We start from the raw sequence: 25969 nt of genomic DNA, 5'->3' as shown, positions 1-25969 counted from the left end.
ATCTTTTGTATTTTATTTATCCCACCAGATTTTTGTTGTAAAAGCGTCTTGCCCCTGACGTTTAACCGCTTCTGCTAAGTTAGTTGAATTCACTGAATATTCGCTGGTTGGATATTTGAAACGTCTTGGTATTGTGCCGTTTGTAACGTTACCCGGAAAGTTTACCGGAACTAAAACCGGATAACCTGTTCTTCTCCAATTGGCATAAACTTCCTGCTCGTCTACAAATAAGGCAATATAAACCTGAGTATGAATTTGATTCATTTTAGCCTCAAAAGATCCTGCTGCATTGTATGGATTTGCGGTTAAATATGGCGTTGCATCTGGAATAGTATACGCAATTCCGTAGATCCCCATGTTTAGGAAAGAAGCCTGTACACCTTTTTCATATAAATCTTTATCAGATGCAGCATACCAGCCTCTTGCAGCGGCTTCGGCTAAATATAAATTAGTTTCGGCGTTGCTGATCAATACAAGCGGCGCATCGTATTTAAAAACAGTACTTTGGTTTGGCTCAGAATAAGTAGCTTGCTCTGTTGGTGTTGGAGCAATTTTAGTTCCGTTCGGGAAACCTTTTTGAACAGCAAGTGCTGTATTTTGAGTCGTTCCCTGCCAAACTCCCGCATAAACACTTATTCTAGGATCGGCAGTTGATTGTAATAAATCGATAAATGTTTTAGCTAATTTTCCGCCTTCCACATTTTTTGTACCGTAAGAACCTGCTGTAAAATCTTGTTTTCTCGAATCGAAACCAACAGGATTTCTATTAAAATCATTTGGCCCGTCTGTATATTTCATGATCGCATTGTCGGCTGTGTTCAAAATTACACCGCCTGCAATCGCTTTTGTTACCCATGTTTGTGCCAATGCAGCATCAACTTTTGTTAATCGTAATCCTAAACGAAGCATTAACGAATAAGAGAACTTTTTCCATTTAGTAACATCTCCGTCATAAATAAAATCAGATTTGCCGAAACTTGGTTTTGCAGGATCTAACGCGGCTGCCGCTTCGTCTAACTCCTTCAATAAATCTTTATAAATAAATTCCTGAGAGTCATATTTAGGAAGAAAGATTTGTGTACTGTTGGCTTTTGCAGCTTCAGAATATGGAATATCTCCGTATAAATCGGTAAGTCTGTGGTATAAATAAGCTTTCCAGATTCGCGCAATATTCAATTTATTACTGTCGTTAGGATTATTTTTCACCTCATTTATTACAATTTCGGTTTCATTTAAAGCAGTTGGATAGGCCTGATTAAAATAAGCAGAATAATAAACTTCATTACTCAAATATTTGTCACCAGCTCCCGAAGCTTCTTTGTAAGTAGCATAATGCTGCAGCATTCCGCCGCATTCTAAAATATTAGTTGCAAAATAATTGTTGTTTAAACCGTCAAGCTGCGCTTTACTGAAAACAAAATTCGGATTTGGTTTTTCAACGGAATTGGGGTTCGTATTGATTTCTTCAAAATCATCGGTACAAGCTGTCATACTTCCTAAAAGTAAGCCTGCGATATATAAAAGGGTTATCTTTTTCATGTCTTTTAATTTAATTATTAGAAATAAAGCAAGCTTAAAATTTGACATTTAAGTTTAAACCGAAACTTCTTGTTTTTGGTACTCCAAATTGTTCAACACCCTGAGCATTTCCGGCACTAAATACAGATTCAGGATCTACGTTTGGTGTTTTCTTGTAAAGAATGAATAAGTTTCTTGCCACAAATGAAACCGAAGCGCCCTGAAGTTTTGATAATCCTTTTATTTTCTCAATTGGTAAATCGTAACCCAGAATTACTTGTCTTAATTTGATGAAACTTGCGTCATAAACAAATTCAGAAGAAATGTTTCTTAAACCATCATAGTACGTTCTTAGGTTTTCAGGAGCAATTACCATGTCAACCGGGTTTCCGTTAACGTCAACACCTTTAATTGGTAAACCGTTTTCACGACCTTCAAGCGTCAATTTTGTCAATCCCATACGAGTTCCGTATAAGTTTGTTCCAGAATATAAGCTTCCGCCAAACTTACCATCGATCAAAAAGCTCAATGAAATATTTTTGTATTTGAATTCATTGCTAAGTCCGGCAGCCCACGGATGAACACCCTGACCTAATTCTTCAAGAGGTCCCTGCGCAATAGTTGCAGATCCGCCGCTTACATTATAAACTGTATTTCCGTTAGCATCTTTACGAGGTTTGTAACCTTTTATGATACTGTATGGACGTCCAACATCACTTGTAATGGTTACGTATCCGTTTACGGAAGTTGCCATTGTAATCGAGTTTAGCTGATCTGTAAGTGCTTCCACTTTGTTTTCGTTGTAAGATCCGTTGAAACTTGCATCCCAAGAAAAGTTATCAGAATTGATAATTTTACCGCTTAATAAAAACTCAACCCCTCGGTTTCTCATTTTTCCTAAATTCAATAAAGCAGTATTTGCTCCAGAAGCTGTTGAAATTGTAGTTTCAACAATATCATTTGTAGTGGCGCGGTTGTACCACGCAAAATCAAGATTTAAACGATTATTAAAAAACCCTAAATCTGTTCCAATCTCAAATGTTGTTGAAGTTAACGGGCTTAAAGTTGCATTTGGAACTCTTGAACTGGTTGGACCTTGTACTTGCTGACCGTTATGTCCGCCCTGAATCATTGAATAGGATTGGTTCAATGCATAAGGATCTGGCGTTGCGCCTCCCACTTGTGCCCATGAACTTCTTAGTTTAGCAAACGAAACAAATTCCGGTAGTTTTATAATATCCGAAACAATTATACTCGTTCCAACAGAAGGATAAAATACCGTATTGTTTTCTTTTGAAAGAGTAGAAAACCAATCCTGACGACCTGTTACATTTAAAAACACAATATTTTTATAATCAAAATCGGCAGCACCGTAAACCGAGTTGGTTTTCGTTTTTCCGTAAGGATAACTATAAGCCAAAGTTGATAAATTGCTTAAAGCATAAAAATTGTCTAATACGAAATTTGAACCTTCAACTCTGGTTTCATCTCTCAAAGTCGTACGAGAGTTTACCCCAACTAAAGCATTTAAAGAGAAATCATTGTAGATGTTTTTCTTGGTATAATTAAGAATTGCTTCTGAATTTATATTGGATAATTTCATTTTTGAACCTTGCGCATATCCAACCGGATTGTTTAAAGTTGTTTTTGGAATGTATCCGAAGAAATCATAATCCGTATAATCTTGTCCAACTCTACCTTGAAGGAATAATTCAGGAGTGAAATTTACTTTTACGTTCAACATCCCGATGAAACGATTTTTGGTGTCTTTGTTTTTAATTTTATTGACAACAAAATAAGGGTTTGTTGCTACAGCAACAGGATTCCATGCTTCTTCAACTCCGTTTTCATCATAACCTGGGGCAAGATTTCTAATATCAACTGTGTTGCCAATCATGTAAGTCCCCCAGTTTGGATTTGCCTCCGCATCAGAAACCGTTACTCTGTTGTTTGATTTTTCTAAATTATATTGTGCTACGACATCAAATTTTAACCAATTCGTTAAGTTCACATTACTCGCAATGTTGATGCTTTTTCGGTTAAAATCAGAATTTGGAACTACACTTTGGTTGTCCATATTTGAGAACGAAAGACGGCCTGTAGCTTTTTCATTTCCTCCGGATAAAGCAAGAGAGTTGATGAATGTAGTTCCTGTTTCGTAGAAATTTTTAATGTTATTTTTTTGCGCAACATAAGGTCTTGCAACACCATCAAATTGAATTACGTTGCTTCCGTCAATTTTAGCACCCCACGACCAGCGTCCGTCTGCGACAGCTTCTGCCTGCGTGGTTGGTTTTTTCCCGTTTGCTCCAGAACCGTATTCGTATTGCCAGTCTGGTATAATCGAAGGTGTTTCAAATGTAAAAGAAGAATTATATTCAACTCCAATTCCTTTTTGGGCAGAACCTCTTTTCGTTTGAATCAAAATTACACCGTTTGCAGCATTCGCACCATAAAGTGCCGCTGCTGTTCCACCTTTTAAAACCGTAATGGTTTTAATATCATCGGCATTTATAACAGAAGTTCCGTCGCCACGATCCACATTTATTCTTGTCGAACCGGCGCCATTTCCAATTCCCGGTAAATTAAGCTGTGTATTGTCAATTGGTAAATCGTTAACCACATACATGGGCTGGTTGTTTCCGTTTAAGGAACCATTTCCTCTAATGATCACACGGCTTGAACCATTTGCGCCGGTTGCGGTACTGCTTACGTTTACACCCGCAATTTTCCCAACTAATGCATTTGCAATATTGGTTTCTTTTGCTTTTGTAAATTCAGTTCCTTTTAATTCAGTAACGGCGTAGGCAACAGATTTACTGCTTTTTTTAACTCCCAAAGCGGTAACTAAAACTTGTTCCAGCACATTTTCGGCAGGTTTTAATCTGATAGTTAAATCTGAAGTTTTGATTAAGGCAAACGATAAAGTTTCATATCCCATGTAACTTACAATAATATGGACTTCATTTTCCGGAACCTTTAATTTGAATTTTCCGTTTTCGTCAGATATCGTTGCTATTTTATTATTGCTTTCGGCATAAATTGTAGCTCCGGCAATTGGCATTCCATCATCCTGACCTAATATCTGGCCCGAAATTTCAACTTGATTGCTTTGTTGTTCAAAAAGATGCTTTTTTATTGCAATCTCTTTGGCGTTTGTGGAGAAGATGATTCCTCCAATAAACACTAATGAAATAAGCTTTGTTTTCATAATAGTTTGGTTTTCATGTTTTTCTTTTGGTTTTTTATTGGCAAATCAAATATATAGATTAATTTCAAACATTTGCATTTTTTTTGCAATAACTGCATTTTTTTTGCAATAAAATTTATTCAAGTATTTTTTAAATCTTAAAAACATTTGATTTTTAAAGGTGTTTTGAGAAAATTTTGCAAAAAGCGCTTCTTTATAAAAAAATAAATTTTGGCTGAAAATTCGTATTTTTGAAAAATGAAAATCGCACTTATTCAATCAGAACTGGTTTGGGAAGAGACTTCTGCAAACAGAAAAAACTTTGAATCGAAAATAAAACAGCTTGATCAAGAGGTCAATTTGATCGTTTTGCCTGAGATGTTTTCGACAGGATTTACGATGAATCCATCGGCAGTTGCCGAAACGATGGAAGGGGAAACAATTTTGTGGATGAAAGCTGTTGCGAAAGAAAAAAATAGTGCCGTGACAGGAAGTTTGGTTATTACCGAAAATGGCAATTATTATAATAGAATGTTTTTTGTTTTTCCGTCGGGAGAAATTCAATATTATGACAAACGACATTTATTTTCATTAGCCGGTGAAGACAAATTCTACACCGCCGGAACTCAAAAAGTAATTGTTGATTATCTGTGCTGGAAAATTTGCCTGCAGGTTTGCTATGATTTACGTTTTCCGGTTTTTGTGCACAATGTCGAAAATTACGATTTACTCTTATATGTGGCCAATTGGCCAAAAGTACGTACCAACGCCTGGGACGCTTTGCTTAAAGCGCGTGCAATTGAAAACCTAAGTTATGTAGTGGGTGTAAACCGAATTGGTCTTGATGCCAATAACTACGAACATACAGGACACTCGCAGGTTGTTGACTTTTTAGGCAATTACATTTTAGAACCACAAGAAACAGAAGGTGTTTTTGTGGTTGGTTTAGATAAAAATGAAATGCTGGAAACTCGAAAAAAACTTGACTTTTTAAGTGATAAAGATGTTTTTAAAGTTAAAATCTAGAAAGCTTTTCGCTGCTTTTCCTCTTTTTTCTTCTTTTTTTCGTCTTCTTTTTTCTCTATTTCAGGACTAAACGGAATACTTAAATCTACGCTTTGATCGACATCCCAATTGCTGCGGACATCGACTTCCTGCTGATAATAGAAAACTTCTTCGGCGTATCGTTTGTCGAGAAAACTTCCGGCATCGTACATTTTGTTTTTATTATCGTCGTAAATAATTCTAACCGTGAATTGCGTCGGCACTAGTAAGTTAAATTCAATTTTAGTACTTCCTTCAGAATATTCGCTGGCCAAAACTTCGTCACCTTTTTTGTTTGTTATTTCAACAATAATTGGGAAACGTTTTACATTTTTCAAATTTAAAACTAGATTTCCATAATCGGCAACTTCTTTTGTAGTCAGTTTATAAGATAGCGTGTCGTTTGTTTTTTCATAGAAATCAGTCAGCGCGCCCGGGAAAAACGTAAAATTGTATTTTTCTAAAGGTTCTTTTTTGAAATCGACATACAGCTTCTGGTTAAATTCGTCGTATTCTGTAGTAAAATCAACGGCTGTCGAGTCTTTGTTAACTAATTTAATTTTTGTTTTATCAAATTTAACCAAAGGTGTTTCGGTTTCTAAAGTAAATCTTTCTCTAAAATTAATTATGCCGTTTTGAACAGCTCTAATACTCATCGTATCCTTTTTCTGGTCTTTTACTTTAAAAGTAAATCTCTTTTTATACGTATCACGACTAACTTCTAAAGATAAAGAATCGGCTTTTAAAGGTTTATACCAAACCTGAAGCGAATCTTTTTTAGGAAACTGCGTTACAATGGTTTCAAGAATTTGCTCATTGTTTTTCAGTACAATTGTTGGTTTGTTGATTTTGAAATTTTGTTTTCCTTCATAAGGCAGAAGCAGTCTGTTTCCTGATGCCTGAATTGGTTTTACCGCTTTTAACGGAAGTGTTTCCTTAAATAATTCCAAATCAAAAACAGTGTCATTTGGCACCGTAATAAAATGTTTGACAAACCCAATTTTATCATCTTTAGGGTTGTATTTATTATTGCTTGATTTATCTTTTAAAGCCACCAAAAGATACTTTCCGGCCTTTAAGTTTTCAAATTGAAAAGTTCTTAAACTATCTAAAGTATTGGTAACATAACGCGGAAAATCTTTGTAAATAACAGAATCTTTGTATTTATCATTTGCCTCATATAACATTACAGAAACAAAATTATCTACCTTTTTTTCATACGCATCCTTAATACGTCCGCTAAGTTTCAGCGAATCGATATAAGGTCCAGTTGAAAAAACATATTTAAATTGGTTTATGGCATTTCCTTCATTATTATCGGCTATACTTTGTCCAAAATTAAAACTATAGGTTGTGTTGGGCTGTAAAGTGTCTTTAATTTTTATGTTTAAAAATTTACTAACACCAGTTGGGTAAATCAACGGCTCATTTTTCATTGGAGGCGAAATAATAAGCTGTTTGTTGAGGTTTTTCAGCTTAACATATTCATCAAAAACCAATGTGATTTCATCTCCTTTAAAATCAGTGCTGAAATTTTTAGGAACACTCGAAACCAAAACAGGAGCCAAAGTATCTTTTAATCCGCCAGTTATACTGCCTCTTTTGGCGCAGCTCATCATTAATAATACCAATAAAAATGAAATGTATTTGAGTTTGCTTTTAAACATAGCGGTTTTTAAATTTGATTGCACAAAATAACAATTATATTTGCTTTAATTGAAATTTTTTGGCCATTTATTAGGATTTACAGCTTTTAGATTTTCTTCTTTTTTCTAAGCTTCAAAGAAACGATAGGTTATAATTTCTTACTTTTGAGTTCAAATATAATTTCATCCGGTTTTGATAAAAAGATTTTTTTTGGTTTTAATAGTTGTTTTGTTTTCTGCCTGCAGTAAAAATGACAAACCTGTAATTGCTTTTTATTATTGGAAAACTAACTTAAAGTTTTCTCAAACTGAAAAAGAAGTTTTAAAAGATAATGACGTTCATAAACTCTATGTTCGTTATTTTGACATCGGACTTCATCCTGAAACGCAATCTCCAATTCCGATAAGTCCAGTTCATTTTCAGGAAAATACCCAGAATTTTGAAATTGTTCCAGTGGTTTTTATTCAGAATAAAGTAATGCTGAAAACCAATCTTGATATTGAAGGTCTGGCTAAAAAGACCATTCATTTAATTGACGAAATCAATACCAAAAACGGAATCAAATATTCAGAAATTCAAATCGACTGCGATTGGACATTAAACAGTAAAGACCATTATCTTAAATTTATTGAGAAGGTTAAGAAGCTTTCGCAGAAAAAACTCTCGGCTACAATCAGGCTTCATCAGGTTAAATATTTCAGGAAAACGAAAATCCCAAATGTAGATCATGGGGTTTTAATGTTTTACAATATGGGAACTATTGAGCCGGATTCTTTGAATTCTATTTACAGCCAAAAAATTGCCACCAATTATTTGAAGAGTTTAAAGAAATATCCGCTTCATCTGGATTATGCATTGCCAATATATTCATGGGCAGTTCATATCAGGAATCAAAAAGTAGTTGGTCTTCGTTCGAAACTGAATTTAAGCGAACTCAAAAAGGATAAAAACTTCGTTCAGATCAATTCCATTTTTTTTAAAGCCAGACAATCAAATTATAAAAATGGTGTTTATTATGAAGAAAATGATCTTCTTAAAATAGAATCAATTTCTGCCGAAGATTTAAAAGAAATGGCCGAAGATTTAAGCGAAAACTCGCCGAAAGCCCCAAAAGAAATTATATTTTACGATTTAGACGAATTCAATTTAAAAAGTTATGAAAAGAATATTTTTGAGCAAGTTGTTTCTTGTTTCTAGTGTCACGATACTTTCGGTTTACGGAATTATTTATGCCTGCGGCGGCGGTGATGATTGGGATTTTTTCGGATACAATTCTAATTTCACACCCGAAACTTTTGCCGATAAATCGTATTCTCCATTGTTTTTGGCCGGAGATATTTTTTACGGAGTTGGTTTTGATACCAAACACAATTCACGTTTCAACGAAAACATAAAATCAGATTGGGGAACTTATCTAAAAGGTGTTGTTGATACTACGACTATAAATTATTTTTTAATTGGAGATGATAAGCCGAGATATTATTCGGATGAAAAAAATACCATTAAAAACAAAGAAGAAATTACAGATCTTCATGTGTATTATAAAAACAAAAAGCAAAATGCGTCATCTACAAAATGGGGTAAAAAAATGCCGCTGAAAGAAGCAAAAGTGAAAAGTTTTGTAGAGTTTTTGTATTTGGCACAAAAAATAGAAACGGTTTCTATTGGCGAAGATTATTGGAGTTACGATCCTGTTGTGGCCAAAACTTTTAATGATTTGCAAATGATTCAGTCGATCGAAAATGTTTACAATACAACTGCAGATCCATTTTTGAAAAACAGATATTGGTTTCTAACAATGAAAGCTCGTTTTTACAGTAACAGTAAACAAAAAGCAATTGATTTTTTTAATAAAACCGAGAGTTCGGTGCCTAAAAATGTATTGTATTATCGCGCACTTTCGTATGTTGCCGGAATTAATTACCAGCAGAAAAAATATGCAGTTTCTAATTATTTATACGCTCAGGTTTTTGACAAATGCCCGGAATTGAGAATTGTAACAGCTTATAGTTTTCATCCAAAAAATGAAGCTGACTGGACAAAATCGCTGGCAATGACAAAAAATAATAAAGAGAAAGCGGCGCTTTGGGCCATTCACGGATTTTATAAAGATGAAAAACAGGCGATTGAAAAAATTTATGAATTAGATCCAAAAAGTGAACACTTAAATTATCTGGCAACACGATTGGTAAACAAACAGGAACAGACGCTTAATAATTCATTTCAGCAAAAGGCAGAAGAAAATCAGCCGGTAAAAAACCAAACGGTTGCCGAAAATAAAACCGAAAACCAGTCTAAAATAGATAAAAGTGCTTTTGATTTAATTGCAAAAATTTCAGCAGCAGATAATACGGCAAGACCTTATTTATGGGATTTGTCTTTAGGCTATCTGCAGACTTTAAAAGGTGATTATGCAAATGCTGATAAAAGTTTTGATAAAGCGGTAAAAACACTTCCGAAAACAGAATTGGCGGGAATGCAGCTTCGTTTGTTACGCTTTGTAAATAATTTGAATAAAATTGATAAGCTGACGGATAAAAACGAGAAAACAATTCTGGCCGATTTAAACTGGCTGTATTATGAGCTTCCAAAAACATATAAAGGAGGGGAGTTTCGTTATCAAAATGCTTCTTCTTGGAGCAGAAGTTATCTTTCTGCGCTTTATAAAGGAAAATCAGATCCGGTAATGGCGGAGATTTTTGGTGAATCGCGCTATAGTTATTGGAATGACGGAAATGCATTTTATGACAATGAAAAAAACCTGCTGGATATAAAAACATTTTTGGCAAAGCAAAATAAAACCGAAATCGAAAAAATTGGAGCGGGAATTTATAGTTTGAAATTAAAGGATATCAGCAATTTTCAGGCAGTTCAGGCGACTTTTAAAAATAAAATTCCCGAAGCTATTGCTTTTATGCAGGAAACAGATTCTGTTCAATATTATAAATTTTTAGGAAATCCGTTTAACGGAAGTATCAAAGACTGCCACGATTGCGATCATGCGGCGTATCAAAAAAGAAAATATACTTTTATTGATTTTCTGAATACGGTAAAAGAAATGCAGGATAAACTGGCTCAAAAAGAAGATGTTTACACAAATAATTTATTGCTGGGGAATGCGTTTTACAATATTTCGCATTTTGGAAACGGAAGAACTTTTTATGAAATTAGCATTGTCGGTTACGGTTCAAGTCCGTATTCGTTTAGAGATTCCATGAAAAAAATGATTACGAATTGTGATGTTTCTAAAACGTATTACCAAAAAGCACTGCTGGCTGCAACTACAAAAGAACAAAAAGCAAAATGTGTTTATTTGATTTCGAAATGTGAGCGAAACGAATATTACAATAATAAATACAATAATGTTACAAATTGGTGGAGTATTGAAGACGATAAAATTAATTTTATTGCCTGGAACGGTTTTAAAACTTTGAAAAAAGATTATTCAGACACGCAATACTATAAAGACGTTATTGCTGAATGCGGTTATTTTAATACTTACATTAATCAATAATAGAAAGTCATGGTTAATAAAATAGAACACATCGGAATCGCGGTAAAAAATATGGATGATGCCAATATATTGTTCGAAAAAATGCTTGGCGTTCCCTCTTATAAAATGGAAGCGGTAGAAAGCGAAGGCGTTTTGACTTCGTTTTTTCAAACAGGAAATAACAAGATTGAACTTTTAGTGGCGACAAATCCGGAAAGCCCAATTGCAAAGTTTTTAGAAAAGAAAGGAGAGGGAATTCATCACATCGCTTTTGATGTCGATGATATTCATGCCGAAATTTCTCGTTTAAAAAGTGAAGGTTTTGTGCTGATAAATGAAGTTCCGAAGAAAGGCGCCGACAATAAATTGGTAGTTTTCCTGCATCCAAAGAATACAAATGGCGTTTTGGTGGAGCTTTGTCAGGAAATTAAATAAAAAATATCACTTTTTGTTTTTAAATAAGGTCTTGAAAATCAATCTTGTTTTGAATACTGGGACTTTGAATTGAAATTAAATGCAAATCATGTCTTAAAATATTTGGAGTGAACGAAAAATAGTAGTAATATTGCATCCTCTAAACCGGTCCTATAGCTCAGCTGGTTAGAGCACCTGACTCATAATCAGGTGGTCCCTGGTTCGAGCCCAGGTGGGACCACTCATTTAGAAATAAAAAGCCTTTACAGAAATGTAGAGGTTTTTTTGTTTTTAGATGTCTCAGTTTTAATAAGATCAAATAGTGTTCAAAAGAAAAATAAAGTAACTTTATGTTTCAAAGACAATTTTAATCTTCACAAAACGATGGATAATTTAACTCCCGAACAAAGGAGAAAAAATATGCAGGCCATAAAAAGCACAGCAACTACGCAGGAAGTCAGGCTTGCAAAAGCTTTGTGGGAATTGGGTTATCGCTATCGGAAGAATAATAAAAAAATATTCGGTAAACCGGATTTGACTTTTGCCAAGTATAAAATCGCCATTTTTATAGATAGTGAATTTTTTCACGGCAAAGATTGGGAAACGCAGCAATTGCGAATTAAATCAAATCGGGAATATTGGATTCCGAAAATCGAACGCAATAGGAAACGTGATATTGAAGTCAACGCTTTTTTGATTTCAAAAAAATGGAAAGTAATTCGGTTTTGGAGTAAAGAAGTTCAAAAAGAATTGAATACTTGTATAGCAAAAATCCAGGAAGAAATTGAATCTTCAAAAATAAAAACAGAAGAAAAAAAGAGTTGAAATTTTATACTTTTTCTTTCTTCTTTTCTTTTGCTTCGACTTTTTCGATAACCTTAAAAATTTCAGCAGCCAATCTTTGAATAACCGGCATGCTAACCGAATTTCCAGCTTGCTTATATAAACTTGAATTTGAAATTGCAGGCAGTTTATAATCATCAGGAAAACCCTGAAGTCTAAAACATTCTCTTGGAGTCAGTTTTCTAAAACCAAAATCGGTTGTAATGATCGGAACGTTATGTCCGCCCGTTCCCATATTGGCCGTTAGAGTAGGGCATAAGCCCGATTTGTTTTCTCTAACGTATTGTCTTCTAAATTGATAGATGTGATTCTTGTTTACAACAGCTTCCTTCAATTTATTGTACATGTACTTCTCCTCACCATAATAAAATTTATCAGAAACTTTTTCTGTAATAATTAAATCTTCAATAGACTTCGTTAATTGTTCCTTTTCGGGGAATTTAAACTTGAAACTTTTATTATTTAGGAACTCTTTGTCGAAAGCGATCATGAAAAGTCTTTCTCTGTTATGCGGAGTGTTTCCAAAATCTTTAGTATTTAAAATAGAACTGTCAAAAGTATAGTTGCGTTTTTTTATTTCACTCTTTATAACTTTTAATGTGTTCCCTTTATCGTGACCCCTTAGATTTTTAACGTTTTCAAGAAAAACCACTTTGGGTCTAATTTCGTCAATGAAATCCAGAATTTTAAAAAAATGATTTCCTCTTCGGTCGTCAAAACCTTTTCGGTGACCAGCCAGTGAAAAAGGCTGGCATGGAAAACCGGCTGTTAAAATATCTACTTGTTCGAGAGTTCTCACATCAAGATCCATCACATCACCTTCTATAAGATTATGTTTGAAATTGTTTCTATAGGTTACACAGGCTTTTTTGTCAAATTCATTGGCCCATTTCAAATTAAAACCAGCTTTTTCAAAACCTAAACATATACCGCCTACGCCTGCATACAAACTACCAACTGTATATTTATTTTTCATTTATTATAGCTGTTTTTGACTCAAAAAAAAGTCTTAAGATCTTTTGTTATGGATTTATTGAATGCAAATATATTAATTCAGAAATATTTGATTGTTCTTCAGATTTGAAAAAGGAAGAATTTGATGTTTTTTCAGCGTTTTAAATTACAGTTCTTTCTGACTTATTGAAATTTAGCCTGATTTTTCTAAAAAAAATATCGTACTGTGGTTTTTGAGAAATTTAAAAGCCTGATTTGAAACTCAGTTTGAATTTAATATTTGATTTCTGTGCAATAAATATCTGGAATTCAGAGTTTAATATGTGTCATGTGAGTGATAACAATAAAGAAAATAAATAGAAGTTTTAATGTTTTTTATCTGAATTTTGTTATTTTTAGATCTGAATCTCTTTCTATTACGTATATTATTTTTACATCACTTAATTGATTTTAAAGTTGTTTTTTTGTAAAAATCGTATACTTTTGCCAAAGAATTTCCGTGTAGATAACATTTTTGTGATGTATCTCTATAAAAATATTTGCCCCTAGTATTATTTATTGAATTTCAGCACGTTTAACCTATGAAGATAATAAGGATTTTATTAGCACTTTTTTTAATTGTATCGAGTGTGTCGGTTAGTTTAGCCAGCACGCCGCCGCCGCCATCTCCAACGGCTAAATCTGCATCAATGACAGCAGAAGAAGATGATGAAATACCGCCTCCGGGACTGCCAATTAATGATCATATACCCTATTTGCTGGCAGGAGGGTTTATTTTAGGAATGACAATTATATACCGAAACAAAATAAAAAAAGCTTCAATTTAAATTGAAGCTTTTTTTATGCGATAACTTTTCGGATTATTTATTTATAGAATAAAGTCTTGAAATGTATTTTCCAACGACATCAAATTCTAAATTTATTTTAGTGCCCACTTTGAAATCTTTAAAATTGGTGTTTTCAAAAGTATAAGGAATTATCGAAACGCTAAATTCGTTTGTTTTAGAGTTTACAACAGTTAAACTGACTCCGTTTACAGTAATCGATCCTTTTTCAATTGTAATATTGTTTAGGTTTTGATCGTATTCAAAAGTATAATTCCAGCTTCCGTTTGCTTCTTCAATTTTTGTACATGTTCCCGTTTGGTCTACGTGACCCTGAACAATATGTCCGTCAAGGCGGTCGCCAAGTTTCATTCCTCTTTCCAGATTTACGATATCATTGGCTTTCCAGTCACCAATATTGGTTTTTAAAATCGTTTCTTCAATAGCAGTAACGGTATAAAATGAATCCTTTATAGCAACAACCGTAAGACATATTCCATTATGAGAAACGCTTTGGTCAATTTTTAATTCGTTAGTGATCGATGACTCAACAGTAACATGAAGATTGTTTTTGTCTTTTTGTATTTCGTGGATTCTTCCAAGGGTTTCAATAATTCCTGTAAACATTGTAGTTTTATTTTACTAAATTTGCACATCAAAATTAGTAATAAATAAGCTGAGCTCATGAATAAAAAAGCAGAAAATATAATTGTTGGAATTTCAGTTGGAGATTTAAACGGTATTGGAAGCGAAGTTATACTAAAAACATTCGAAGATTCCCGAATGTTAGAATTGTGTACACCTGTTATTTTTGCAAATGCTAAAATCCTTTCTTTCGTTAAAAAAAGTTTTACTTCAACCGTGCAGTTTCATGGTGTTGATAAATTAGATCAGGTAATTCCGGGAAAAGTAAATGTTTTGAATCTTTGGAGAGAAGGTGTAGATATTAATTTAGGTAGTAATGACGAAAAAATTGGTGAGTATGCAATAAAATCTTTTGTAGCAGCAACTAAGGCTTTAAAAGAAGGTTTTATTGATGTTTTGGTTACAGCGCCAATTAATAAATATAATATTCAGTCAGAAGATTTTAAATTTCCTGGACATACAGATTATCTGGATCAGGAATTAGAAGGAAATGCACTGATGATGATGGTACAGGATAGTTTAAGAGTTGGTTTGTTAACAGACCACGTGCCGTTAAATGAAGTTTCATCTCATTTAACAGAAGAATTAATTACCAGAAAAATCGAAACAATCAGAAAATCTCTTATTCAGGATTTTAGTATAGTAAAACCAAAAATTGCAGTTTTAGGGTTAAATCCTCATAGCGGCGACGGCGGTGTTATTGGAAAAGAAGAAGATTTGATCTTAAAGCCCGTTTTGAAGAAAATATTTGACAGCGGTACCATGGTTTTTGGGCCGTTTTCTGCTGATGGATTTTTTGGAAGCGGTCAATATGAGAAATATGATGCTATCGTAGCAACGTATCACGATCAGGGATTGATTCCGTTTAAAACGCTTTCATTTGGAAAAGGAGTTAATTATACTGCCGGATTAAATAAGGTCAGAACTTCGCCAGATCACGGCACAGCATACGATATTGCTGGAAAAGATATGGCAGATTTTAATTCGTTTAAAGAGGCCGTTTACCTTGCGCTTGATATTTTTCGCTCGCGTAATCAGTATGAGGAGATTAGCGAAAAACCTCTTAAAATAAAAGAAAAACAGTTATAAACAAAAAAAGGTGAATAAGATTATTAGATTTATAATAATTTTATATCTTTGCACCCCAATTCAGATATGTAGTTTTGTATTTGAATTAAACAAATTGATGTTGAAATGAGCAAATCAAAAGAATTTTTAATTCCTTTTATAGGGTTAAAACTGGGAAAACACCATTTTGAGTATCAAATAAATAACACGTTCTTTAAGGACTTTGACTATGAAGAGTTTCAAAGTTCAGATATCAAAGTGAACTTGGTTTTCGATAAGAAGAGCACCATGTTAGAGTTAGAATTCAAACACAAAGGAACAGTAAATGTGCCTTGTGATTTAACCGGCGAAGATTTTGACTTGCCTATTAAAGGGAAAATGAAGTTAATTGTTCGTTTTGGAGATGAATTCAATAATGATAATGAAGAATTGTTGATTTTGCCACATGGAGAACATGAATTAGATGTGTCACAATACATTTATGAAATGATTGCACTTTCGGTGCCTCAAAAAAGAATTCATCCTGGCGTTAAAGACGGAACATTACAAACCGAAGCTTTGACAAAATTGAATGAATTAAGTGTAAAAGAACAGAAGGAAGAGAGTAATAAAGAAGAAGATATTGACCCGCGTTGGGAAAAATTAAAGAAACTATTAACGGATAAATAATATAGTAAAATGGCACATCCTAAGAGAAAAACCTCGAAAACAAGAAGAGATAAGAGAAGAACACATTATAAAGCTACTGTAGCTCAAATCGCTACATGTCCTATTACAGGTGAGGCACATTTATACCACAGAGCTTACTGGCATGAAGGTAAAATGTACTACAGAGGGCAAGTTGTTATCGATAAATCTGAAGCGGTTGCTTAATACGTTTTTGTAAATTATACTGGAACTCTCACATAGTGAGAGTTTTTTTTGTTGGTTATAATTTTCGTTTTTTAAGAAAATACAGGCAAATTCGCTTCGTTTTTTTTTGTAATTTTCAAGTCTTTTAAAAATTTTTCAAATAATAATATTTGAAAGGAAATAATAGAATATAATGAATACAATCACAGCCGCAATTACCGCTGTTGGAGGCTACGTTCCAGACTTTGTACTTTCTAACAAAGTATTGGAAACAATGGTAGATACCAATGACGAATGGATTACCACTCGTACAGGAATTAAAGAAAGAAGAATTCTTAAAGATGCTGACAAAGGAACGTCGTACCTTGCCATACAAGCAGCAAAGGATTTAATAGCAAAAGCCAATATTGATCCTTTAGAAATTGATATGGTTATCATGGCAACAGCAACACCAGATATGATGGTAGCTTCTACGGGAGTTTATGTTGCAACAGAAATTGGAGCTACAAATGCATTCGCATACGATTTACAGGCAGCTTGTTCAAGTTTCTTATACGGAATGTCTACTGCTGCAGCTTATGTACAATCTGGAAGATATAAAAAAGTATTATTAATTGGTGCCGATAAAATGTCATCAATTGTAGATTATACAGACAGAGCAACTTGTATTATTTTTGGTGATGGAGCAGGAGCAGTATTGTTTGAGCCAAATTACGAAGGTTTAGGTTTACAGGATGAATATTTAAGAAGTGATGGTGTAGGACGCGATTTTCTTAAAATACCTGCAGGAGGTTCTTTGATTCCGCCTACAGAAGAGACTGTAAAAAACAGACAGCACAATATTATGCAAGACGGAAAAACTGTTTTCAAATATGCTGTTACTAATATGGCTGATGCAAGCGAATTGATTTTGCAAAGAAATAATTTAACAAATCAGGATGTTGATTGGTTAGTGCCACATCAGGCTAATAAGCGTATTATTGATGCTACAGCCGGAAGATTAGAATTGGAAGATTCTAAAGTACTAGTTAATATTGAAAGATATGGAAATACTACTTCTGGAACTTTACCATTAGTATTAGCTGACTTTGAAGATAAGCTTAAAAAAGGAGATAATGTTATTTTTGCTGCATTTGGTGGTGGATTCACTTGGGGATCTATTTACTTAAAATGGGCTTACGATAAAAAATAAATTAAAACTAAAAACGAATCATTATGGATTTAAAAGAAATTCAAAACCTAATCAAATTTGTAGCAAATTCGGGAGTTGCGGAAGTAAAGTTAGAAATGGATGATGTAAAAATCACTATTAGAACAACTTTAGAAGGGAACGTTACAGAGACTACTTATGTACAGCAATTACCAGCTCAGGCTGCATTGCCGCAAGCTGCACCGCAAGTTACAGCTCCAATAGTTGTAAATACTGCTGCTGAAACACAAGCTCCTGCTGCTGCAGATTCTAAATATGTTACTATAAAATCTCCAATCATTGGAACATTCTATAGAAAACCATCTCCAGATAAGCCAGTTTTCACAGAAGTGGGAAGTACTATTGCAAAAGGTGATGTTCTTTGTGTAATTGAAGCAATGAAATTATTCAACGAAATCGAATCAGAAATTTCAGGTAAAATTGTAAAAATTCTTGTTGACGATATGTCTCCAGTTGAATTTGATCAACCTTTATTCTTAGTGGATCCATCATAAATAAATTTAGATTTTAGATTTTAGATTTTAGAATGATGCAAAATTTTGTTAATCATCTAAAATTATCTAATTATCAAATTGTCTAATTATCTAATTAAAATAAGATGTTTAAAAAAATATTAATTGCGAATAGAGGAGAAATTGCACTTCGTGTAATTCGTACGTGCAAGGAAATGGGAATTAAAACTGTAGCAGTTTATTCTACAGCCGATGCAGAAAGTTTGCATGTTAAATTTGCTGACGAAGCGGTTTGTATTGGGCCTCCTCCAAGTAACTTATCGTATTTAAAAATGTCAAATATTATTGCTGCTGCAGAAATTACAAATGCAGATGCAATACACCCGGGATACGGTTTCCTTTCAGAGAATGCTAAATTCTCAAAAATTTGTCAAGAGCACGGAATCAAATTTATTGGTGCGGCTCCTGAAATGATCGACAGAATGGGAGATAAAGCTTCTGCAAAAGCTACAATGAAAGCTGCAGGAGTACCTTGTGTACCAGGTTCAGACGGATTACTTGATTCTTACGAACATGCACAAAAAACAGCAGCAGAAATCGGTTATCCGGTTATGATGAAAGCTACTGCAGGTGGTGGTGGAAAAGGAATGCGTGCAATCTGGAAAGAAGATGAGCTTTTAAAAGCTTGGGAAAGTGCACGTCAGGAAGCTGCTGCCGCTTTTGGAAATGACGGAATGTACATGGAGAAACTTATTGAAGAACCACGTCATATCGAAATTCAGGTTGTTGGAGATTCTTATGGAAAAGCGTGTCACCTTTCTGAAAGAGATTGCTCTGTTCAGCGTCGTCACCAAAAACTTACTGAAGAAACACCTTCGCCTTTCATGACAGATGACTTGCGTACAAGAATGGGAGAAGCTGCTGTAAAAGCTGCTGAATTCATTAAATACGAAGGAGCTGGAACGGTAGAATTTCTTGTGGACAAACACAGAAATTTCTATTTCATGGAAATGAATACCCGTATTCAGGTTGAGCACCCAATTACTGAACAGGTAATTGATTACGATTTAATTCGTGAGCAAATTATGGTTGCTGCCGGAATTCCAATTTCAGGAAAAAATTATTTACCAGAATTACACGCTATCGAATGTCGTATTAATGCTGAAGATCCTTATAATGATTTTCGCCCTTCACCAGGAAAAATTACTACGCTTCATATGCCTGGAGGACACGGAGTTCGTTTAGATACTCACGTTTACTCAGGATACAGCATTCCGCCAAATTACGATTCAATGATTGCCAAGTTAATTACAACAGCGCAGTCTCGTGAAGAAGCCATCAGCAAAATGCGCAGAGCTCTTGACGAATTTGTAATCGAAGGTGTAAAAACTACAATACCTTTCCATAGACAATTAATGGATGATCCAAAATATATTGCAGGAGATTATACAACTGCATTTATGGATACTTTCAAAATGAAACCTATTGAAGAATAATAAATAAGTAAAGCTGTCGAAAAATCGACAGCTTTTTTTTATAATTATAGAAAACCCGACAACTTTTAAAAGTTGTCGGGTTTTGTTTTTATACCTAATACATTAAACCGGATTAAAATCCGGCCTACAATATAAGCCGAAGGCTCTTTCAAAGTTCCGAAGGAACATATTATATTGTAGGGCTGGACTTCAGTCCAGTTTAAACCAAAAGGATAGTATTTGTTATTCCGTAGGAAAATTTGATCGGTAGAAAAAAATAGTAATGTATTTGCATTGTGTTCTGTAAGGAGACCCATTATTATGGAATTAACACGGAATTTATTATTCGATAACCAAACGTTCCGTAGGAACGTATACCTATCGAAACAAAATTAAATTCTACCAATGACACATTCCTATGAAATAAATAACTTCTTGTTTAAAATAGCTAAGTATACACAATAAGTGTATACTTTTTACACACTTATACTGCAAAGTACACACTTTTATACTATTTCAATTTTTGGCATATTTTAAGTAATCCCTTTAATGACGGGCTTTTATAGGTATTTGAGTAGAATTTTTCCTTTTCGGCATAATTGTTTCTTTATCTAAAGTGTAAAACAAACTATTAACTATTAAAATATACACATTATGAAAAATTTATTTTTATCAGCCGCGATTGTTTTAGGAGGTTTAACATCATTTGCTTCGACTTCTCCAATAACAAATTCTATTGTAAAAGTAATTTCGGTTTCAGATGATTACGTTGAAATTAAATTAGAAGAATTACCAGCTCCAATTACTGAAGCTTTGAAAAAAGCTTATCCTGACGCAGTAATTACTAAAGCTTACAAAAATGAAAAGTCAGAATATAAATTGGATGTAACAGTGGGCGATAAAGTAGGAAATCTTTTTGCTAATGCTGACGGAACCTGGATTAAAAAATAATCCTCTGTACCGTGAAAATCCAAATTAAAAATACTAAGATTAAATTACGAATATTAAAAAATAATTATCATGAAAAATTTATTTTTATCAGCCGCAATCGTTTTGGGAGGTTTAACATCATTTGCTTCAACTTCGCCAATTACAAATACTATCGTAGAAGCAGTATCATTTCAAGATGATTACACTGAAGTTAAATTAACAGAAGTACCGGCAGCGGTAACAGATGCGCTTAAAAAAGCATATCCGGACGCAGTTCTTAATAAAGCATATAAAAACAGTGCTTCTCAATACAAATTAGAAGTAACAGTTGGGGACAAAGTAGGTTCTCTTTATGCTAATGCCGATGGATCTTGGGTAAAAAAATAAAAAACTAACCCTAAAAAACTATTATTATGAAAAAGCTAATATTATCGGCAGCAATTCTTTTAGGAGGACTGTCAATGCAAGCAGAAAATACTGTTTTAACCACCACAACAGTAAATACAATAAACTATCAAGATGATTATAAAGAAGTCGACGCTGTTCCAGCTGCGATTAAAAAATCTCTTGATGAAGCTTATCCAGGTGTAAAACTAGACAAAGCTTATGTTAATTCAAAAAAAGAGTATAAAATTGAGGTTACAGTAAGAGGCGAAAAATCAATCGTTTATACTGATGCCGCAGGAACTATTCTTAAAAAATAACTCTAAATCTTAAAGCATTATGAAAAAGTTAATCTTATCAGCAGCGATTATTTTAGGAGGTTTGTCTCTTCAGGCAGCAACTCCATCAGAATCAAATTCAGTAGTGAAATCAGTAAATATTCAGGATGAATATACTGAAGTTGCTCCAGATGCCGTACCGGCAGCTGTAAAATCTACAATTGAAAAATCGTTTGTAGGTTCTAAACTGGAAAAAGCATGGAAAAATGCTAAGGACGAGTACAAACTTGAAATTTCAAAAGAAGGTAAGAAATATACTTTTTTTACAGATGCTTTAGGAAATATCATTAAAAAATAATTAAACACAGAGCAATATGAAAAAGTTAGCCATCTCAGCAGCTATTCTTTTAGGATGCTTATCAATTCCCGCCATAGCGGAGATAACTCCAAATAAAGTAAAAACAACAGTTTCTGTTCAGACAGAATATACTGAAATTAGCACAGATGTTGTTCCGGCAGCTGTAAAGACTGCTCTGCAAACAGCTTATCCAAATGCAAAACTGGAAAAAGCTTATGTTAATGATAAAAAAGAATACAAATTAGAAATATCGGTTGGTGACCAAAAGGCTACTGTGTATTCAGATGTCAATGGCAACTGGTTGAAAATATAATTAGGTGAAATTAGATTTATGTTTTTGGTGAAAAAGAGATTGCATTGTGCAATCTCTTTTTTTTTCGCATAATTTTAAGAAATTATAACTTTAATAGTATTATTTTAGCAAAAAAGTCCCTCCAGTCAAATGTCAAAGATATTAGTAATAGAAGATGATATTTCGTTTTGTAAATTATTAGAAAAATTTCTAGTAAAAAACCAATACGAAGTAAGTATCGCTTTTTCTGCTTCAGAAGCGAGATCGGCAATCAAAAATGAATCTTTCGATTTGATTTTGACAGATCTTCGTCTGCCTGATTCTGATGGAATTGTGCTTATGTCTGAAATTAAGAATTCACATCCTGAAATTCCGGTAATCTTAATGACGGGATATTCTGATGTTAATACTGCTGTAAAAGCAATTAAAAATGGTGCAGCCGATTATATTTCAAAACCTTTCAATCCAGATGAGGTTTTATTGGTAATTACAAATGCATTGCAGACTCCAGAAGCTGAAGAAGAAAATGAAACTCCGGTTAAACAAAAAAAATCGGTAAAGAAACCGGTTTCTGCAGAAAATGAATTTGTTCGGGGAATTTCTGTCGCTTCAAAAAAACTTTTAGATCATATTCAATTGGTAAGTCCAACAGATATGTCGGTTTTAATCATCGGCGAAAGCGGAACAGGAAAAGAAATTATTGCCAAAAGTATTCACCAGCAAAGTCATAGAAAAAATAACAATTTTATTGCCGTCGATTGCGGGGCGATTCCAAAAGAATTGGCAGCAAGCGAATTTTTCGGGCATTTAAAAGGATCTTTCACCGGAGCAATCAGCGACAAAATGGGATATTTTGAAGCAGCAAACGGCGGAACTCTTTTTCTGGATGAAATAGGAAATCTTTCATATGAAAATCAAATTCAGTTATTGCGTGCACTCCAGGAAAGAAAAATTAAACCCGTTGGAAGCAATAAAGAAATAAACGTCGATATCCGCATTATTACCGCTACAAACGAAGATTTACGTGAGGCAGTAAAAAACGGCGATTTTAGAGAAGATTTATACCATAGAATCAACGAATTCTCTATTCAGTCTCCGTCATTAAAAGACCGAGATGAAGATTTAATGGTTTTTGCGGATTATTTTCTTGAAAAAGCCAATCAGCAATTAAATAAAGATATCATTGGGTTTTCGCCAGAAGTTGTTTCAATTTTTCAAAATTACAGTTGGCCGGGAAATTTGCGTGAATTACAAAACTGCGTAAAACGTGCTACACTTTTAACGCAAGGCGATTTTATAGAAAGCGATGTTTTGCCAATTGAATTTTTCCAATCTCAGAAACAAGCAGGTTTTAGCGGTAGTTTTTCTCTATCAGATAATGAAAAAGAAGCTATTATTCAAGCGTTGAACAGAACACATAATAATAAATCTGAAGCAGCTAAATTGCTTAAGATTACCAGAAAAACGCTTTACAATAAATTAAAGCACTACAATATCGATTAAACAATTTCTTGTTCTAAAAGGGCAAAAAGTTTGTTTGTTTTTGCTTTAAGAGCCTCAAAAATATCTTTCAAGTCTGCAATTTCAAGATTATTTTGTTCCAGCGTTTTTAACAGGATGCCAATATCGCGCGCTTCTATTTGCCTAAACATTGGTGCAATACGATGTGCTATTGAATTTATTTCAGGAACATTTTTTTCATGAATAGCATTTTCGAGCAGTTCTAAATTTTCATTACTGCTTATTATAAAAGCTTTCAATACCTCGTGTAAAGCGTTTTTGTCGTTGCCTAAAAATTCTTTTAAAGTATCTAAAGTATACAATTGAGAAGAAACGGTTTCTTCAACTTCATTTATTTCAACTTTAGGGAGTGTATCATTATCCAGAATATGCTGAATTGTTTCCAACAATATTTTAGGAGAATACGGTTTATTTACAACGGTCGTAAAACCTGCTTCAGTATAAACAGAAGGATCTAAATCTGTTCTTCCGGTTAAGGCAATTACAGGCTGGTTTTTATAAATACCTTTTTCAGAATTTCGAAGATTTTTCAAAAACATAAAACCGTCCATTTCCGGCATTTGAATATCAGTAATCACAAAATCAAAATTAGTGTTCCGGATAGCTTCTAACGCTTTTACAGCACTATTAAAAGATAGAACCTGATGTTCTTCCTGTCGCAAAACTCCGCTGGTTAAATTCAGCAGATTGATATCATCATCAATTACAACGAAAGTTTGTTTTTTCGTATTTCGTGCAATATTTCTTTTTATTTCTTCAACTGTGATTTCGCTTTGATCAAAAATTAAAGGAATTTTAATCTCAAATGTGCTTCCTTTTCCAAACGTACTTTCCAAACTTATTCTTCCGCCCATAAACGAAATTATCTTTTGGCAGATTGAAAGCCCTAAACCAGTGCCGCCATATTTTTTTTCGATATTTTCATTGGCCTGAGCAAACTCTTCAAAAACTAATTTTTGATTTCCTTTTTCAATTCCAATTCCGGTATCTTCTATCGTAATAATAAAGAAATTTTCATTTTCGGTAACATACGAGCTGATTTTGATATGACCTTCTTCTGTAAATTTATAAGCGTTCCCGATAATATTGGTCAAAATCTGCTTCAGTCGAAACGGATCGCCAACAACTCTTGTCTGAAGTTTTTCATCAACATTAATAATTAAATCAATGTTTTTTTGTTTGTAAACTGTCTGGATATTTCTCGCGGTATCTTCTATAACTTCGGGAAGATAAAACGGAACTTTTTCAATAGTAATTTTTCCTGCTTCAATTCTCGAAAAATCTAATAAATCCTGAACAAGCTGCGTGATATATTCAGATGAATTTTTAATGTTTTTAATGAAATACGACTGTTTCGTATTAATATCAGAATTACCTAAAAGTTCAGAATAACCTACAATTGTGCTCAAAGGCGTTTTTAGATCGTGGCTTACTGTTGAGATTAACTGCTCGCGGCTTTTTAATAAATTTTTGGTTTTGAAATTCGCTATTTCAAGCTGTTTCTTGTAAACTTGTGATTTTGAATAATCACTCACAATTAGAATAGAAAAAAAGATTGTCAATATCAAACCAATAATCGCCGAAGCGGTTACAATTTCATTGACTTTTTTAAGTGATTTTTCTTTTAAGGAATTATTTTTTATCGAATTGATTATGATTTCTCTTTCGATAATTCGAAGTACTTTTCGAAGCTGTTCTGAGATTGCAATTTCATTTTTCAGTAATTTGTTTTCCTCAAAATTCAGCGTTTCTTTTTTCTTTTCTGCTTTTTCTTTTACGTTACTAAGCAGTTTTTTAGAATTGGCCAAAATTGAATCCGAAGCTTTTTTACTCAACGTGTTTGTGCTGTCATCCGGAATATTTTGGTTCAAATAATCCACATATTTCTGTAGTACATTTCGCTGGTAACTTCCAAGTTCATTGGGGTTTTTGGTAAAATCCTGAAGCTCCAGTTTTCGAAGATTAAACTCCATTTTGGTAATTTCGTCAATAGCATTATTGACAGAAACTTCGTCTTCGGCTTTGTTTTTTATGGTTTTTAATTGCCTGATATTTTCTGTTTTTTCAGATAACAAATAGGTCACACTATCCAATAAAACTTTCTGATATTCTGTCGTAACGATTTGTTTTAAAGTGTCGATTCTTGCTTTTAAAGAATCGGTTTCAATAAGATAACTTTTAAAATCAGTTTCAGAATTGGTTTGAATTGTTTTTCTCGCTAAACTTTCTGTTTTATAGACATTCGAAAACAATTTACTTACGCGGAGAATTTTGGTTTTTTCCTGAGCAATTTTATCTTCGAGCTTATTGTAAACCACATTTTCAGAATATAAAAACCACCCCACAGTAACCACCAAAGCAAGTAATGCAACATAGCTGAATAAAACCTTAAGTGCTGTATAACTTTTTTTGCTTTCCATAGTGTTTTTGGCGTTTACGAAGTTTTCTAAAATTACAATTCCCTGCAATTTATTTAAAATTTCCATTTAAGAAAAGTAAATGCAAATCAAATATTTACATAATTCAAAGGTTTTAAAAATAAAATAACCGCAGATTATATAAATAATACTGCGGTTA

At 33.5% G+C, this 25969-nt stretch carries 24 protein-coding genes and 1 tRNA gene; 19 read left to right on the top strand and 6 right to left on the bottom strand.

The features are described 5' to 3' along the window. Nucleotides 1-12: 12 nt before the first annotated feature. Together ASD98_RS21455 and ASD98_RS21450 are read right to left on the bottom strand one after the other, a co-directional pair. Nucleotides 13-1539, bottom strand: coding sequence for a SusD/RagB family nutrient-binding outer membrane lipoprotein (locus ASD98_RS21455; RefSeq protein ID WP_056208975.1), 1527 nt, complete (start codon nucleotides 1537-1539; stop codon nucleotides 13-15). 34 nt (nucleotides 1540-1573) lie between these two features. Next, nucleotides 1574-4729, bottom strand: a complete 3156-nt coding sequence (locus tag ASD98_RS21450) for a SusC/RagA family TonB-linked outer membrane protein (RefSeq protein ID WP_056208611.1) — start codon at nucleotides 4727-4729, stop codon at nucleotides 1574-1576. 237 nt (nucleotides 4730-4966) lie between these two features. Here ASD98_RS21450 and ASD98_RS21440 point away from each other — a divergent pair, with 237 nt between their 5' ends. Beyond that, nucleotides 4967-5734, top strand: a complete 768-nt coding sequence (locus ASD98_RS21440) for a nitrilase family protein (protein WP_056208606.1) — start codon at nucleotides 4967-4969, stop codon at nucleotides 5732-5734. Here the strand turns inward: ASD98_RS21440 and ASD98_RS21435 are convergent. After that, complete coding sequence (locus ASD98_RS21435) at nucleotides 5731-7419, bottom strand: Ig-like domain-containing protein (protein WP_056208603.1); 1689 nt, start codon at nucleotides 7417-7419, stop codon at nucleotides 5731-5733. The genes ASD98_RS21440 and ASD98_RS21435 overlap by 4 nt on opposite strands. 190 nt (nucleotides 7420-7609) lie before the next feature. Here ASD98_RS21435 and ASD98_RS21430 point away from each other — a divergent pair, with 190 nt between their 5' ends. The 5 genes from ASD98_RS21430 (at nucleotide 7610) to ASD98_RS21410 (ending at nucleotide 12131) form a co-directional block, all read left to right on the top strand. After that, the gene (locus ASD98_RS21430) at nucleotides 7610-8596 is read left to right on the top strand and encodes a hypothetical protein (protein WP_242412150.1); all 987 of its coding nucleotides are present in this window, start codon (nucleotides 7610-7612) and stop codon (nucleotides 8594-8596) included. Beyond that, nucleotides 8556-10913 (top strand): hypothetical protein, encoded by a 2358-nt coding sequence (locus ASD98_RS21425; RefSeq protein ID WP_056208597.1) that lies wholly within the window; start codon nucleotides 8556-8558, stop codon nucleotides 10911-10913. The genes ASD98_RS21430 and ASD98_RS21425 overlap by 41 nt, the downstream gene beginning before the upstream one ends. A 9-nt stretch (nucleotides 10914-10922) precedes the next feature. Further along, a complete protein-coding gene (gene mce, locus ASD98_RS21420; RefSeq protein ID WP_056208595.1) occupies nucleotides 10923-11327 on the top strand; it encodes a methylmalonyl-CoA epimerase in 405 nt (134 codons plus the stop codon). Nucleotides 11328-11473: 146 nt separating this feature from the next. Continuing rightward, nucleotides 11474-11547 (top strand) — tRNA-Ile (locus ASD98_RS21415). Nucleotides 11548-11690: 143 nt separating this feature from the next. Next, a complete protein-coding gene (locus tag ASD98_RS21410; protein ID WP_056208974.1) occupies nucleotides 11691-12131 on the top strand; it encodes a very short patch repair endonuclease in 441 nt (146 codons plus the stop codon). Between the two features lie 4 nt (nucleotides 12132-12135). Here the strand turns inward: ASD98_RS21410 and dcm are convergent, their stop codons facing one another. After that, entirely contained in the window at nucleotides 12136-13125 is a 990-nt protein-coding gene (gene dcm / locus ASD98_RS21405) for a DNA (cytosine-5-)-methyltransferase (RefSeq protein WP_056208591.1), read from the bottom strand. A gap of 559 nt (nucleotides 13126-13684) precedes the next feature. Here dcm and ASD98_RS21400 point away from each other — a divergent pair. Continuing rightward, entirely contained in the window at nucleotides 13685-13930 is a 246-nt protein-coding gene (locus ASD98_RS21400; protein ID WP_056208589.1) for a hypothetical protein, read from the top strand. Between the two features lie 33 nt (nucleotides 13931-13963). On the opposite strand, the gene ASD98_RS21395 is transcribed toward ASD98_RS21400, so the two are convergent. Continuing rightward, nucleotides 13964-14554, bottom strand: a complete 591-nt coding sequence (locus tag ASD98_RS21395; protein ID WP_056208587.1) for a riboflavin synthase — start codon at nucleotides 14552-14554, stop codon at nucleotides 13964-13966. A 57-nt stretch (nucleotides 14555-14611) separates the two neighbouring features. Between ASD98_RS21395 and pdxA the strand changes: the two genes are divergently transcribed. The 12 genes from pdxA (at nucleotide 14612) to ASD98_RS21335 (ending at nucleotide 23374) form a co-directional block, all read left to right on the top strand. Continuing rightward, nucleotides 14612-15661, top strand: a complete 1050-nt coding sequence (gene pdxA, locus ASD98_RS21390; protein ID WP_056208585.1) for a 4-hydroxythreonine-4-phosphate dehydrogenase PdxA — start codon at nucleotides 14612-14614, stop codon at nucleotides 15659-15661. 105 nt (nucleotides 15662-15766) lie between these two features. Continuing rightward, nucleotides 15767-16309: a DUF177 domain-containing protein gene (locus tag ASD98_RS21385; RefSeq protein WP_056208581.1), complete on the top strand. Its 543-nt coding sequence runs from the start codon at nucleotides 15767-15769 to the stop codon at nucleotides 16307-16309. Between the two features lie 9 nt (nucleotides 16310-16318). Continuing rightward, nucleotides 16319-16513 carry a 50S ribosomal protein L32 gene (gene rpmF, locus ASD98_RS21380; RefSeq protein WP_008465217.1) on the top strand — a complete coding sequence of 65 codons (195 nt, stop codon included), beginning with the start codon at nucleotides 16319-16321 and terminating at the stop codon, nucleotides 16511-16513. 172 nt (nucleotides 16514-16685) lie between these two features. Further along, nucleotides 16686-17684: a beta-ketoacyl-ACP synthase III gene (locus tag ASD98_RS21375; RefSeq protein WP_056208579.1), complete on the top strand. Its 999-nt coding sequence runs from the start codon at nucleotides 16686-16688 to the stop codon at nucleotides 17682-17684. Nucleotides 17685-17707: 23 nt separating this feature from the next. Further along, nucleotides 17708-18196 carry an acetyl-CoA carboxylase biotin carboxyl carrier protein gene (gene accB, locus ASD98_RS21370; protein ID WP_056208577.1) on the top strand — a complete coding sequence of 163 codons (489 nt, stop codon included), beginning with the start codon at nucleotides 17708-17710 and terminating at the stop codon, nucleotides 18194-18196. 104 nt (nucleotides 18197-18300) lie between these two features. Beyond that, on the top strand, nucleotides 18301-19650 hold the full coding sequence (accC, locus tag ASD98_RS21365; protein WP_056208576.1) for an acetyl-CoA carboxylase biotin carboxylase subunit: 1350 nt from the start codon (nucleotides 18301-18303) through the stop codon (nucleotides 19648-19650). A 633-nt stretch (nucleotides 19651-20283) separates the two neighbouring features. After that, nucleotides 20284-20580, top strand: coding sequence for a hypothetical protein (locus ASD98_RS21360; protein WP_056208574.1), 297 nt, complete (start codon nucleotides 20284-20286; stop codon nucleotides 20578-20580). A gap of 69 nt (nucleotides 20581-20649) precedes the next feature. After that, nucleotides 20650-20946 (top strand): hypothetical protein, encoded by a 297-nt coding sequence (locus ASD98_RS21355; protein ID WP_053473301.1) that lies wholly within the window; start codon nucleotides 20650-20652, stop codon nucleotides 20944-20946. Between the two features lie 26 nt (nucleotides 20947-20972). Further along, complete coding sequence (locus tag ASD98_RS21350; RefSeq protein WP_056208572.1) at nucleotides 20973-21263, top strand: hypothetical protein; 291 nt, start codon at nucleotides 20973-20975, stop codon at nucleotides 21261-21263. 19 nt (nucleotides 21264-21282) lie between these two features. After that, nucleotides 21283-21579 carry a hypothetical protein gene (locus ASD98_RS21345; protein ID WP_056208569.1) on the top strand — a complete coding sequence of 99 codons (297 nt, stop codon included), beginning with the start codon at nucleotides 21283-21285 and terminating at the stop codon, nucleotides 21577-21579. A gap of 16 nt (nucleotides 21580-21595) precedes the next feature. Further along, complete coding sequence (locus ASD98_RS21340) at nucleotides 21596-21892, top strand: hypothetical protein (protein WP_053473298.1); 297 nt, start codon at nucleotides 21596-21598, stop codon at nucleotides 21890-21892. A 129-nt stretch (nucleotides 21893-22021) separates the two neighbouring features. After that, nucleotides 22022-23374, top strand: coding sequence for a sigma-54 dependent transcriptional regulator (locus ASD98_RS21335; protein ID WP_056208566.1), 1353 nt, complete (start codon nucleotides 22022-22024; stop codon nucleotides 23372-23374). Here the strand turns inward: ASD98_RS21335 and ASD98_RS21330 are convergent. Further along, nucleotides 23371-25878 (bottom strand): ATP-binding protein, encoded by a 2508-nt coding sequence (locus tag ASD98_RS21330; RefSeq protein ID WP_242412149.1) that lies wholly within the window; start codon nucleotides 25876-25878, stop codon nucleotides 23371-23373. The two genes, ASD98_RS21335 and ASD98_RS21330, sit on opposite strands and share 4 nt — an antisense overlap. Between the last annotated feature and the right edge of the window lie 91 nt (nucleotides 25879-25969).

The sequence above is a fragment of the Flavobacterium sp. Root186 genome, assembly GCF_001428525.1.
Lineage (GTDB): Bacteria > Bacteroidota > Bacteroidia > Flavobacteriales > Flavobacteriaceae > Flavobacterium.
The sequence above is the reverse complement of the archived record's forward strand: the minus strand, read 5'-3'. Positions and strand labels throughout refer to the sequence as shown.